Genomic DNA, 12,137 nt, shown 5'->3' with positions numbered 1-12,137 from the left:
GACGCTGGCGCTGGCGGCGGGCGATACGCCGTCGCTGACGCTGACCGCGGTCGATAACGCGGCCCCAGCGATCCAGGCCATCGGCCCCGACCCCCAAGGGATCGAGCGTGCGCTGGCCAGCCTGACACCCGGCGATGCGACCGATGCCGACGGCCTGACCGTCCGCCCCGTGGCCATCGACCTGCCGCCCGAACTGCGCAACCGCATCACCCGCTTTCAGATCCAGGCCGAGACCCATGCCGGCGCGGTCGTTCTGGCCGACGACCGCGTGCGCCGGCGCAAGGTGGCCCTTGTGGGCGACCCGCTGGCCGAGGGGCAGCAGCTGCTGGCCCAGACCCATTACCTGCGTCAGGCGCTGGCCCCCGGCACCGACCTGGTCGAGGGCGCGCTTGGCGACGTGCTGGACACCGCGCCCGACGTGATCGTGCTGGCCGATCAGGTGCAGCTGGCCGAAACGCTGGACCTGACGCAGTGGGTGGCTGAAGGCGGCTTGCTGATCCGCTTTGCGGGGCCGCGCATGGCAGGATACGACCGCCTGGCCGAAGAACCGCTGCTGCCCGTGGCGCTGCGCCAGGGCGGGCGCGACATCGGCGGCGCGCTGTCCTGGGGTGACCCGCGCGGACTGGCGCCGTTCCCGGATGACGGGCCTTTGCGGGCCTGCCCATCCCGGACGACGTGACCGTGCGCGCGCAGCTGATGGCGCAACCTGCGCCCGATCTGGCCGGGCGCACCATCGCGTCGCTGTCGGATAACACCCCGCTGATCACCCGCGACCGGCTTGGCCAGGGGCAGGTGGTGCTGATCCACGTCACGGCCAATGCCGAATGGTCGAACCTGCCGCTGTCGGGCCTGTTCCTGCAGATGATGGACCGCCTTGTCGCCACCGCCCGCCTGTCCCCGACCGAGGCCGCGACCGAGGACATTACCCAACCCTTCTGGACGCCCGAGGCCATGCTGGACGGGTTCGGCGCCCGGCCGACGCCCAGGGCCTGTCCCCGGTGCCCGCTGCCGATCTGGCGCAGGGGCCGGGTCCGGACCGACCCGCGGGCATCTATGCGGCGGGCGAACGGCGCCAGGCGCTGAACGCGGGCGGCCCCTTCGTGCGGGCGACATGGCCCGGCGCCACGGTCGAAACCGTCGCCGCGACACCGGGCCGCGACCTCAAGGGCGCGCTGCTGGCGGCGGTGGCGCTGCTGCTGGCGCTGGATGCGATCGGGTCGGCCTGGCTTGGCCGCGGACGTCGGCGGGGCGCGCTGGCCGCGGTCGCGCTGGCCTTGGCGCTGCTGCCCGGACCGCGGGCACAGGCGCAGGATATGGACCCCGACCTGATGCGGGCCGCGGCCGACGTGGCGCTGGCCTATGTCGTGACGGGCGATACGCGCATCGACCAAGCCTCGGAACAGGGGTTGGCCGGGCTGTCGCAGGCCCTGCGCAGCCGCACATCGGTCGAGCCGGGACAGCCTATCGGCATCGACCTGGATCAGGACGACCTGTCGCTGCTGACATTCCTCTACTGGCCCATCACCGACGCGCAGCCCGCGCCGGGACCGCAGGCCTATCTGCGTCTGAACGCGTTCCTGCGGTCCGGGGGGATGATCCTGTTCGACACCCGCGACGGCGACATCGCGGGCGTCGGCGGGCCCGACATGTCGCAGGCGCTGCGCCGTCTGGCCGCGCCGTTGGACATCCCGCCGCTGGCGCCCATTCCCGACGATCACGTCCTGACGCGGACATTCTACCTGCTGGACGACTTTCCGGGCCGCTGGCAGGGCAACCCGGTCTGGGCCGAGGCCCCGACCGTCGCCGCCGAAGCCGAGGCCGGTGTCCCCTTTCGTCAGCTGAACGATGGCGTCACCCCGGTCATCATCGGCGGCAATTCCTGGGCCGAGGCCTGGGCCGTGAACGCCGACGGCTATGCCGCCTTTCCGATCGGGCAGGGTTGGGAGGGTGACCGCCAGCGAGAGATGGCATCCCGTTTCGGCGTGAACCTGATCATGTACGTGCTGACCGGCAACTACAAATCCGACCAGGTGCATGTGCCCGCCCTGCTGGACCGCCTGCGGACCGAGGAGATCCTGGCCCCATGACATCCCTGACCCAGCTGCGGTTCGACCCGGCCTTGCGTGGTGGGCCATCGGCACGCTGGCCGTGCTGGCTGTCCTGGTCGCGGGCTTTGCGCTGTGGCGCGGGCTGCAGGGCTGGGCGTGGCGTGGTCTTGCGGGGCTGGCCGCGGCGCTGGCGCTGGCCGGGCCCGCGCTGGAACTGGGCACCCGCGCGGCCCTGTCCGACATCGTGATCCTGCTGGACGACCGGTCGGCCAGCCAGGCCCTGCCGGGGCGGGGCGCGCAGGTCGATCAGGCCGTGGACGACCTGTCCGCGGGCATCGCCGCGCTGCCCGGCACCGACCTGCGCCGCGTGACGGTGGCCGACAGCGACGATGGCACGGCCTTGGCCACCGCCGTGTCGCGTGCCATTGCCGCCGAACCCGAGGCCCGTCTGGCTGGCGTCATCGCCGTCACCGACGGCCGCCTGCATGACGCGCAGATGCTGCCTCAAGGGCTGGCGGCGCCGCTGCACGTGCTGCTGACCGGACAACCGCAGGACTGGGACCGCCGCCTGGTGATCGAGGAGGCCCCGGCCTTTGGCCTGATCGGGCAGGAGGTCACCATCCGTCTGCGCGTCGAGGATCAGGGCACCGTGCCTGACGAAAGCCGTACCGGCAGCGTGAACCTGCGCCTGTCCGTGGACGGAGAGGACGAACAGACCGTCGCCGTGCCCCTGAACACCAGCCTGTCCCTGCCGGTGACGCCTGGCCATGCCGGCCAGAACGTCGTGCAGATCGCACTGGACGATGCGCCGGGCGAACTGACCGACCGCAACAATGCCGCGGCGATCAGCATCAACGGCGTGCGTGACCGCCTGCGCGTGCTGCTGGTATCGGGCGAGCCGCATGCGGGCGAGCGCACCTGGCGCAACCTGCTGAAATCGGATGCGGCCGTCGATCTGATCCATTTCACCATCCTGCGGCCGCCAGACAAATTCGACGGTGTCCCGGTGGACGAGCTGTCGCTGATCGCCTTTCCGACGCGGGAACTGTTTCTGGAACGGATCGACGATTTCGACCTGATCATCTTTGACCGCTACAGCGTTCGGGGCATCCTGCCGCCTGAATACTACATGAACATCGCGCGTTACGTCGAAGAGGGCGGTGCGATCCTTGTGTCGGCGGGCCCCGAGATGGCATCGGTCGAAAGCCTGCACCTGTCACCCCTGGGGCCGATCCTGCCCGCGCAGCCGACGGGACGGGTGATCGAACAGCCGTTCCTGCCGCGTCTGACCGATGACGGCCGGCGCCATCCGGTGACCGCGGGTCTTGGCGGTCCTGACCCCGACGCCCCCGATTGGGGCCGCTGGCTGCGCATGTCCGAGGTGACGCCCACCGGCGACGCCCAAGTCGCCATGACCGGGGCCGAGGACAAGCCCCTGCTGATCCTGGACCGGGTCGGAGAGGGGCGTGTGGCGCTGTTGACCTCTGACCAGGTCTGGCTGTGGGGGCGCGGCTTCGAAGGGGGCGGCCCGCAGCTGGAGCTGCTGCGCCGCATCGCCCACTGGTCGATGAAGGAGCCGGAACTGGAGGAGGAGGCCCTGCTGGCCGATGTCAGCGACGGGCTGGCCGTGCGGTTCACCCGCCGCACCATGCAGGACGGCGCCGGGCCGCTGCAGGTGACAGGCCCCGACGGCACCGTGACCCAGGTTCCGCTGGCCGCCGACGGGCCGGGCCGCTTCGTCGCCGATTGGACCGCGCCCGAACCCGGGCTGTACCGTCTGGCCGATGGCGACATGCGCCGTGTGCTGGCCCTCGGCCCTGCAGCCCCCCGCGAATTCGAGGAAACCGTGGCCGACGCGCCCCTGCTGGCGCCGCTGGTCGAGGCCAGCGGCGGTTCGGTCCAGCGCCTGTCGGACGGCGTGCCGGACCTGCGCCAGACGCGCGCGGGCCGGGCTGCCAGCGGCGACGGCTTGGGCGGCCCCTGGATCGGCGTGACCCCGCGCGATGCCGCGACCGTCACCGGCCTGGACCGCCGGCCGCTACTGCCCGGGTGGGCGTGGCTGGCGCTGATCGCGGGATTGATCCTGACCGGCTGGCTGGCCGAGGGGCGGCGCCGTCCCGCCTGACCCGCTTGCCATCCGGCCCCCCGGTTGGTAACCCCGACGAAACCGTCTCAAGGAACGCAAATGGCTGACGACACGCGCAATCCCGCCCCCTATACCGAGGCTGACCTGTCGCTGATCAAGCGGATCATCCCGCACCGCTATCCCTTCCTGTTCATCGACAAGGTGCGCGACATCGTTCCGTTCGAAGGCGCGGTCGGCATCAAGAACGTCACCGCCAACGAGCCGCATTTTCAGGGCCATTTCCCCAACCACCCGATCATGCCCGGCGTGACCATCATCGAGGCGATGGCCCAGACCGCAGCCGTCGTCGTGGGCATCAGCATGAACGTCATCGACGAGGAAATGCAGACCTATTTCATGGGCATCGACAACTGCAAGTTCCGCCGCATGGTCGTTCCGGGCGACGTGCTGGAACTGCATTGCCGCGCCATCCGCGGCGGCGGCAAGATCTGGAAGTTCGAGGGCAAGGCCATGGTCGACGGCCAGCTGTGCGCATCGGCGGAATACACCGCGATGATGGCCCGCAAGGATGGCTGATGCCCTGATCCACCCTTCGGCCGTGATCGAACCCGGCGCCGAGATCGGCGCAGGCGTCCGCATCGGCCCGTTCTGCGTGGTCGGACCCAAGGTCCGGCTGGCGGACGGGGTGGAGCTGAAATCCCATGTCGTCGTCACAGGCGACACATCGGTGGGCGAGGGGACGGTGATCTTTCCGTTCGCCAGCATCGGAGAGGTCCCCCAGGACCTGAAGTTCAAGGGCGAGGATGTCCGCCTGCAGATCGGCGCGCGCAACCGCATCCGCGAATACGTGACGATGAACCCCGGCACCGCAGGCGGTGGCAGCGAGACCGTGGTGGGCGATGACGGGTTGTTCATGGCCTCCAGCCATGTCGGCCACGACTGCCGCATCGGCGACAGGGTGATCCTGGCCAACAGCGTGGCCATCGCCGGCCATTGCGTGCTGGAGGATGACGTGATCGTGGGCGGGCTGTCGGGCGTGCATCAATGGGTCCGCATCGGCCGTGGCGCGATGATCGGCGCCGTGACGATGGTGACCGCCGACGTGATCCCCTATGGCCTGGTTCAGGGTCCGCGCGGGCATCTGGACGGTCTGAACCTGATTGGGCTGAAGCGTCGCGGCGCGACCCGCGCGGATATCGCCGCCCTGCGCGCGCTGCTGGGCGATCTGGGTCGCGGGTCCTTCCGCGACACCGCCCGCACCCGCGCCGAGGCGCAGGTGACCGGCATGGAACGCGACGTGCTGGATTTCATCCTCGGCCCGTCGGACCGCAGCTTCCTGGCGCCCAAGCCCGAATGAGCCGGATCGCCATCATCGCGGGGCAGGGCGCCCTTGCCCCGGCCGTCGCCGCCTGCCTGGACGATCCGCTGGTCTTCGCGCTGCAGGGCTTTGCCCCGGACGGCCTGACCGCAACGACCTTTCAGCTGGAACGGCTGGTGCCGTTTCTGGATGACCTGCACGCCAAGGGCGTGACGCGCGTGGTCTTTGCCGGCGCGATCCGCCGCCCGCGCCTGGACCCCGAGGCGTTCGATCCGCGCACCGCGCAACTGGTCCCGCGCATCCTGACCGCCATGCAGTCGGGCGACGACGCGGCCCTGCGCACCGTCCTTGAGATCTTCGAGGAAAATGATCTTTCCATATGTTCCATATCAGAAATTGCGCCTGAACTCATCCCGTCCGAAGGGGTTCTGATTGGCACACCCACCGATGCCGATCGCAAGGACACGGCCTGCGCCGCGCAGATCCTGTCTCAGACCGGCCCGCTGGACCTAGGTCAGGGCGCAGTCGTTGCGCAGGGCCTGTGTCTGGCGCTGGAAACGCTGCCCGGCACTGCCGCGATGCTGGATTTCGCCGCGCGCCATGCCGATCTGCGCCCGAACGCTACGGGTGCCCGCGGCGTGCTGTACAAGGCGCCCAAGCCTGAACAGGACCTGCGCATCGACCTGCCGACGATTGGTCCCGACACGGTCGACCAGGCCGCGGCTGCCGGGCTGGCAGGCATTGCCTGGGCGGCGGGACAGGTGATCGTGCTGGACCGCCCGGAAATGGTGCGCCGTGCGCAAGCCGCGGGCCTGTTCCTGTGGGCGGCGGGCGCGCTCGACTGAAAGGGCTGGTCCTTTCGGGTCGGCCCCAATACCCATGACTTGGCAGCAACAAGGCGGCATGGCATGCGTCATTTCCTGATCGCGGGCGAGGCTTCGGGCGACCAACTGGGCGCCGCGTTGATGGCGGGCCTGCGCCAGCTTGACCCGCAGGCGGAGTTTCTGGGCGTCGGCGGCCCCGCGATGACACCTCTTGGCCTGAGCAGCCTGTTTCCCATGGACGAGCTGTCGATCATGGGCATCTGGGAGGTTCTGCCGAAATACCGCCACCTGAAACGCCGCATCGCACAGACCGCGCAGGCGGTGATCGATGCCGCCCCCGACGTCCTGATCACCATCGACAGCCCCGATTTCGGCCTGCGCGTCGCGCGGCTGGTCCGGGCGCAGCGTCCCGATCTGCGCACGGTGCATTACGTCGCGCCGTCTGTCTGGGCCTGGCGGCCGGGGCGGGCACTGAAGATGGCACAGGTGATCGACCATGTGCTGGCGATCCTGCCGTTCGAGCCGCCGCTGATGCGGGCTGCGGGCATGACCTGCGATTTCGTGGGTCATCCCGTCGCGACCGCCGACGTGGCCGGTCCGGACGAGGCGCAGCTGTTCCGCAACGCCCACGGCATCGCCGCCGACGCGCCGGTGATCCTGTGCCTGCCCGGTTCGCGCCGCGGAGAGGTCACCCGCCTTGGCCCGCGTTTCGACGAGGCGCTGATCCGCCTGCGCGACCGCGTGCCAGAGATTCGCGTCGTCCTGCCCACGGTGCCGGGGGTGTCGGGCATGATCCGCGACATGACCCGCCGCTGGCCCACCGCCCCCATCGTGATCGAGGAGCCGGATGAAAAACGCGCGGCCTTCGCCGCGGCAGATCTGGCCTTAGCCGCGTCGGGCACCGTCAGCCTGGAGCTGGCGGCGAACCGCATCCCGATGGTCATCGGCTATGACATGGCGCCGTTGTCGCGGCTGATCGTGGGGGCGCTGCTGCGCACCGATACCGTGACGCTGGTCAATCTGGTCAGCGACACCCGCGCCGTGCCGGAGTTCCTGGGCAGCCGATGCCAGCCCGGCCCCTTGGCCCAGGCCTTGCAGGACGCGCTGGAAAACCGCGTGCAGCGGGGCGCCCAACTGGACGCCATGGACCTGACCATGGACCGCTTGGGCAAGGGAGGAGAGGCGCCGGGCCTGCGCGCGGCGCGCTCTGTTCTTCAGGCGATCACAGGACCGCGGTGACGATGATCTCGACCGAATAATCAGGGGTCGCCAGCGCGGATTCGCCGGTGGCGCGGGCAGGCGCGTGGCCTTGGGGCACCCAGGCATCCCAGACCGCGTTCATTTCGGCGAATTGCGCCATGTCGGCCATCCAGATCTGGGCGGACACGATGCGGGTCTTGTCGGTGCCGGCCTGCGCCAGCAGCGCGTCGATCTGGCCCAGGATCGCGGTGGTCTGGTCCGTGACCGAAGTGCCCGGCTCTCCGACCTGGCCTGCCAGAAAGACGAAGCCGTTGGCGATGACCGCCTGGCTCATCCGCGGGCCGGTTTCCAGACGCTTGATATCGGTCATGATGCTCTCCTTTGGCGATATGCGGGCGGACGCTATACGGGGGGCGCGGGGGCGGCAAGGCGGCTTGCGGGCGTTCCGCTTGCGTTCTATCCTGCGCGCATGTCCGACCTGTCTCCCTTGCCCGCCATGCCCGGCCAGCGCCTCGCGCGCGGCACGGGGCGCCTGCTGCGCAGTCTTGACCATGCGGTGCTGACCGAATTCACCCCCGTCCGCGGCCTGCGCGTCGACCTGATCAGCCTTGGCCCCAAGGGAGAGCTGTGGGTGGTCGAATGCAAAAGCTGTCGCGCTGATTTTCAGGCCGACCGCAAGTGGCAGGGCTATCTGGACTGGTGCGACCGCTATTTCTGGGCGGTCGACTGCGATTTCCCGACCGACCTGCTGCCCGAGGGGACGGGCCTGATCCACGCCGACGCCTTTGGCGCCGAGATCACCCGCATGGCCCCCGAACATCGCCTGTCCGGTCCGCGCCGCACCAAGGTGCAGCGCGACTTTGCGCGGGCCGCGGCCCTGCGTCTGCAGGTGCTGTGCGACCCCGAGGCGCTTATCGCCGGGGCTTCTTAGGCTTGCCGCCCTGGCCCATGGCGCGTGCGGCCTCGGCGGCGGCCATCAGCTCCTCGGCGATCTCGGTGGCCTCCTCGGGGTCGAAATCCATCGGCAGGTCGACGCCCTCTCCCTGCACATAGATCCGCACCATGCCAAGGTCGGTCGGACCGATCTGGATGTTCGCGGTGATGTCGCTTTCGCTGTTGATGCCCATGGCTTGTCCTTTCGCGGTGAAACTTTCTGTATCCCGGACGCAATTTCACGGCAAGCGGGGCTTGCAACCACGCGGGCACGGGGCTAAAGAACCGCCCTGTGCCGCCTTAGCTCAGTTGGTTAGAGCGCTAGATTGTGGATCTAGAGGTCACCCGTTCGAGACGGGTAGGCGGTACCACCTTTCCCCGTGCATCCGGTCATTTTCTGCACTGCAGCATCTTGCGCAGCGCATCCCGTGCATGAGACCATGCGCCCCGACACAACTGGGGGAGGGACGCCGCATGGGTCTGCTGGGAATATTTCTGTCGCTGATACTGCTGATGTATCTGGCCTATCGCGGCATCAACGTGCTGATCCTTGCGCCGCTGCTGGCGCTGCTGGCGGTGGTGATGTCGGGGGATCTGCCGATCCTGGCGACCTATACCCAGGTCTTCATGAATTCGCTTGGCGGCTATGTCATCACCTATTTCCCGCTGTTCCTGCTGGGCGCGATCTTTGGCAAGGTCATGGCCGACAGCGGCGCCGCGCGGTCCATCGCCGAATGGATCGTCGACAGGCTGGGTGCGCAGCGCGCGGTCCTGGCGGTGGTGCTGTCCTGCGGGGTGCTGACCTTTGGCGGGGTGTCGCTGTTCGTGGTGGCCTTTGCGGTCTATCCCATCGCCAACGCGCTGTTCCGCCGCGCCGACATCCCCAAGCGCCTGCTGCCCGCGGCCATCGCGCTTGGGTCGTTCACCTTCACCATGACCGCCTTTCCGGGCACGCCCGCGATCCAGAACGCCATTCCGATGCCGTTCTTCGGCACCAACGTCTTTGCGGCGCCGATGCTGGGCACCCTGGCCGGGATCATCATGCTGGCGGGGGGCACGATGTGGCTGAACCGCCGCGCGCGCTTGGCTGGCGCCGAGGGCTATGGCGATCACCCCGTCACCGCCGCAGACGCAACGCTGCCCGAGGACGCGGACCTGCCGCCCTTCGCGCTGGCGATCCTGCCGGTCGTGTCGGTGATCGTGCTGAACGCGGTCCTGACCTGGTTCGTCTTTCCCAACATCACCGCCGACTATCTGGCCGAACCGCAATACGGAGAGACGACCCTGTCCTCCGTCGCGGGCATCTGGGCGATCATCGTGTCGCTGGTCGCCTCGATCCTGCTGGCGGTGGGCCTGAACCTGCGCCGCTTTGCCAACCTGCGCGAAAGCGTCAATTCGGGCACGATGGGGTCGCTGCTGCCGATCTTCAACACCGCGTCCGAGGTGGGCTATGGCGCCGTCATCGCATCGCTGCCGGCCTTCGCGCTGATCCGCGACGCGGTGCTGGGCCTGTTCCCGAACAACCCGGTCGCGTCACTGTCGGTGGCCGTGAACGTGCTGGCCGGCATCACCGGGTCGGCGTCGGGCGGCATGTCCATCGCGCTGAACACGCTTGGCGAACAGTTCGCCACCATGGGCCAGGAACAGGGAATCAGCATGGAGCTGATGCACCGCGTCACGGCGCTGTCGTCGGGCGGGTTCGACGCGCTGCCGCATAACGGCGCGGTCATCACCCTGCTGGCGATCACCGGGCTGACGCACAAGAAAAGCTATCCCGACATCTTTGTTGTGGCGGTGATGATCCCGGTCATCGCGCTGATCACCGTGATCGTGCTGGGGACCGTGCTTTAACGGTACCCCTGGGCCTGCAGCTCGAACAGTTCCTTGTAGCGGCCGGGCCGGGCGACCAGCTCGGCGTGGCTGCCTTGGTCCTGGACCATGCCGCCCTCCAGCACGATGATCCGGTCGGCCATCCGCACCGATGAAAAGCGGTGAGAGATCAGCAGCGCCGTCCGCCCCGCCGTCAGGTCGCGGAACCGCAGGAACACCTCGTATTCCGCCCGCGCGTCCAGCGCGGCGGTGGGCTCGTCCAGCACCAGCAGCTGCGCGTCTCGCATATAGGCGCGGGCGATGGCCAGTTTCTGCCATTCCCCGCCGGACAGGTCCAAGCCGCGGGCGAACCGCTTGCCGACCATCTGGTCATAGCCCTTGGGCAGCTTGGCGATGACCTGATCGGCCAGCGACCGTTCGGCGGCGGCGACGATGCGCGGGCGGTCATCGCGCGCGTCGATGCGGCCGATGGCGATGTTCTCCGCCGCCGTCACCGCATAGCGCACGAAGTCCTGAAAGATCACGCCTACGGTGCCGCGCAGCTGGTCCAGATCGTAATCGCGCAGGTCGCGCCCATCCAGCGTGATGCGGCCTTCGTCAGGGTCGTACAGACGCGCCAGCAGTTTGACGATGGTGGTCTTGCCCGCGCCGTTCTCTCCGACCAGAGCCACGGTTTCGCCCGCCTGCAGGTCCAGCGTCATGCCGCGGATCGCCCAATCGTCGCGCCCCGGATAGCGGAAGCCCACGTTTTCGAACCGGAACCCCTGCGTGATGGGCATCGGCACCGGCAGAGGGTTCGCCGGACTGGCGATGGCCGGGACGGCGGTGAAGAAGTCGAACAGGTCGTCCAGATACATCGCCTGACCCGCCATGCTGGAGAACCCGGACAGCAGCCCCTCCAGCAACCCGCGCAGGCGCAGGAAGCTGCCCGACAGGAAGGTCAGATCACCGATGGACAGCTGCCCCGTCAGGGTCCGTGCGATGATCCACAGAAACGCCGCGTAATAGGCCAGCGTGCCAAGCGCGGTCAGCACCGCCATGACCGACAGTTGGCGGCGCTGGATCACCCTGTTTTCCAGATAGAACCGCCGGGCCAGCGTCAGGTATCTGTCGCGCAGCCAGGGGCTTAGGCTGAAGATCTTGACCTCTTTCGCGGTCTCGGCCGTCGCTGCGATCATGCGCAGGTAATCGCGTTCGCGCCGGTCGGCGGCGCGGGCATGGTTCAGCGCATAGGTGCGGGCGTTGAAATGCATCTCTCCCATCAGGGACGGGATCAGCGCCAGCGCCAGCAGCACCACCAGCCAGGGGTTGTAGATCACCAGACCCACGCCAAAGCTGAGGACCGTGACCGTATCCTGCATCTGCTGCATCAGCTGGTTCAGCAGGGGGATGCGACCCATCGTCTGGCGCCGCGCGCGGTCCAGGCGGTCCTGAAAGCTGGCATCTTCGAACGACGCCAGATCAAGGTCCGCCGCGTGGTCCATCAGCCGGATCGAGATGTCGATGACCAGCTTTTCCTGCAGCAGCGCATCGACATACGCGACCAGCCGCCCCAGCACGTCCTGCGCGACCGCCAGCCCCAGTTCCAGCGCCACCAGCGCAATCAGCGTATCGGCCAGACCGCTGTCCCACCAGCCCGACAGCGTATCGGGCCCGCCCGACGACGACAGGGCGACGACCTGATCGATGATCAGCTTGCCCACCCACAGCATCGCCACAGGCACCAGCGCCCGGATCAGGCGCAGCACGATCATCGCCAGCGTCAGCGCGGGGCTGGCCCGCCAGACCATCGCCAGGAATGGCGGGATGTTCTTCAGCGCCGCCCAACGCGCCGCATAGTCAGGCGTCGCGGGGGCGTCGGGCGGCATCTCAGGCGGCCTCGGTGCGGCGGGCGTGGG

At 68.6% G+C, this 12,137-nt stretch carries 12 protein-coding genes, 1 tRNA gene and 1 pseudogene; 11 read left to right on the top strand and 3 right to left on the bottom strand.

The window, feature by feature from the left end; genetic code table 11:
- The 8 genes and pseudogenes from TY51_RS22375 to lpxB form a co-directional block, all read left to right on the top strand.
- Positions 1–679: pseudogene (locus TY51_RS22375) on the top strand (LytTR family transcriptional regulator); the annotation flags it as partial.
- Complete coding sequence (locus TY51_RS22370; protein ID WP_052649644.1) at positions 676–1,083, top strand: hypothetical protein; 408 nt, start codon at positions 676–678, stop codon at positions 1,081–1,083. The pseudogene TY51_RS22375 and the gene TY51_RS22370, both read left to right, overlap by 4 nt.
- A complete protein-coding gene (locus TY51_RS19965) occupies positions 999–2,087 on the top strand; it encodes a DUF4159 domain-containing protein (protein ID WP_052649642.1) in 1,089 nt (362 codons plus the stop codon). Before TY51_RS22370 ends, TY51_RS19965 begins: the two co-directional genes overlap by 85 nt.
- A complete protein-coding gene (locus TY51_RS01375) occupies positions 2,035–4,173 on the top strand; it encodes a hypothetical protein (RefSeq protein ID WP_231558843.1) in 2,139 nt (712 codons plus the stop codon). The genes TY51_RS19965 and TY51_RS01375 overlap by 53 nt, the downstream gene beginning before the upstream one ends.
- A gap of 60 nt (positions 4,174–4,233) precedes the next feature.
- Entirely contained in the window at positions 4,234–4,710 is a 477-nt protein-coding gene (fabZ, locus tag TY51_RS01370; RefSeq protein WP_042244878.1) for a 3-hydroxyacyl-ACP dehydratase FabZ, read from the top strand.
- Positions 4,703–5,491, top strand: a complete 789-nt coding sequence (lpxA, locus tag TY51_RS01365) for an acyl-ACP--UDP-N-acetylglucosamine O-acyltransferase (RefSeq protein WP_042244875.1) — start codon at positions 4,703–4,705, stop codon at positions 5,489–5,491. The genes fabZ and lpxA overlap by 8 nt, the downstream gene beginning before the upstream one ends.
- Complete coding sequence (locus tag TY51_RS01360; RefSeq protein ID WP_042244872.1) at positions 5,488–6,297, top strand: LpxI family protein; 810 nt, start codon at positions 5,488–5,490, stop codon at positions 6,295–6,297. Before lpxA ends, TY51_RS01360 begins: the two co-directional genes overlap by 4 nt.
- 63 nt (positions 6,298–6,360) lie before the next feature.
- Positions 6,361–7,515: a lipid-A-disaccharide synthase gene (lpxB, locus tag TY51_RS01355; RefSeq protein WP_042244869.1), complete on the top strand. Its 1,155-nt coding sequence runs from the start codon at positions 6,361–6,363 to the stop codon at positions 7,513–7,515.
- Here lpxB and TY51_RS01350 read toward each other — a convergent pair.
- Entirely contained in the window at positions 7,499–7,846 is a 348-nt protein-coding gene (locus TY51_RS01350; protein ID WP_042244865.1) for a RidA family protein, read from the bottom strand. The two genes, lpxB and TY51_RS01350, sit on opposite strands and share 17 nt — an antisense overlap.
- A gap of 99 nt (positions 7,847–7,945) precedes the next feature.
- Between TY51_RS01350 and TY51_RS01345 the strand changes: the two genes are divergently transcribed.
- Positions 7,946–8,407 carry an MmcB family DNA repair protein gene (locus TY51_RS01345; protein WP_042244862.1) on the top strand — a complete coding sequence of 154 codons (462 nt, stop codon included), beginning with the start codon at positions 7,946–7,948 and terminating at the stop codon, positions 8,405–8,407.
- Here the strand turns inward: TY51_RS01345 and TY51_RS01340 are convergent.
- A complete protein-coding gene (locus TY51_RS01340; protein WP_042244859.1) occupies positions 8,388–8,603 on the bottom strand; it encodes a DUF6324 family protein in 216 nt (71 codons plus the stop codon). The two genes, TY51_RS01345 and TY51_RS01340, sit on opposite strands and share 20 nt — an antisense overlap.
- 100 nt (positions 8,604–8,703) lie before the next feature.
- Between TY51_RS01340 and TY51_RS01335 the strand changes: the two genes are divergently transcribed.
- Positions 8,704–8,780: transfer RNA gene (locus tag TY51_RS01335), tRNA-His, on the top strand.
- 103 nt (positions 8,781–8,883) lie between these two features.
- Positions 8,884–10,260 (top strand): GntP family permease, encoded by a 1,377-nt coding sequence (locus tag TY51_RS01330; RefSeq protein ID WP_042244856.1) that lies wholly within the window; start codon positions 8,884–8,886, stop codon positions 10,258–10,260.
- On the opposite strand, the gene TY51_RS01325 is transcribed toward TY51_RS01330, so the two are convergent.
- Positions 10,257–12,107, bottom strand: coding sequence for an ABC transporter ATP-binding protein (locus TY51_RS01325; RefSeq protein ID WP_042244853.1), 1,851 nt, complete (start codon positions 12,105–12,107; stop codon positions 10,257–10,259). The two genes, TY51_RS01330 and TY51_RS01325, sit on opposite strands and share 4 nt — an antisense overlap.
- Between the last annotated feature and the right edge of the window lie 30 nt (positions 12,108–12,137).

Source organism: Paracoccus sp. PAMC 22219 (genome assembly GCF_000787695.1).
In the GTDB taxonomy this organism is placed as follows: domain Bacteria; phylum Pseudomonadota; class Alphaproteobacteria; order Rhodobacterales; family Rhodobacteraceae; genus Paracoccus.
Note: the sequence above shows the minus strand (reverse complement) of the source record. Positions and strands in the feature narration are given on the sequence as shown.

What these genes read in the sequence shown, in the direction of transcription:
- TY51_RS01375 (WP_231558843.1), top strand. Translation starts at nt 2,035, where the DNA reads ATGTGCCCGCCCTGCTGGACCGCCTGCGGACCGAGGAGATCCTGGCCC.
- fabZ (WP_042244878.1), top strand. Translation starts at nt 4,234, where the DNA reads ATGGCTGACGACACGCGCAATCCCGCCCCCTATACCGAGGCTGACCTG.
- lpxA (WP_042244875.1), top strand. Translation starts at nt 4,703, where the DNA reads ATGGCTGATGCCCTGATCCACCCTTCGGCCGTGATCGAACCCGGCGCC.
- TY51_RS01360 (WP_042244872.1), top strand. Translation starts at nt 5,488, where the DNA reads ATGAGCCGGATCGCCATCATCGCGGGGCAGGGCGCCCTTGCCCCGGCC.
- lpxB (WP_042244869.1), top strand. Translation starts at nt 6,361, where the DNA reads ATGCGTCATTTCCTGATCGCGGGCGAGGCTTCGGGCGACCAACTGGGC.
- TY51_RS01350 (WP_042244865.1), bottom strand. Translation starts at nt 7,846, where the DNA reads ATGACCGATATCAAGCGTCTGGAAACCGGCCCGCGGATGAGCCAGGCG.
- TY51_RS01345 (WP_042244862.1), top strand. Translation starts at nt 7,946, where the DNA reads ATGTCCGACCTGTCTCCCTTGCCCGCCATGCCCGGCCAGCGCCTCGCG.
- TY51_RS01340 (WP_042244859.1), bottom strand. Translation starts at nt 8,603, where the DNA reads ATGGGCATCAACAGCGAAAGCGACATCACCGCGAACATCCAGATCGGT.
- TY51_RS01330 (WP_042244856.1), top strand. Translation starts at nt 8,884, where the DNA reads ATGGGTCTGCTGGGAATATTTCTGTCGCTGATACTGCTGATGTATCTG.
- TY51_RS01325 (WP_042244853.1), bottom strand. Translation starts at nt 12,107, where the DNA reads ATGCCGCCCGACGCCCCCGCGACGCCTGACTATGCGGCGCGTTGGGCG.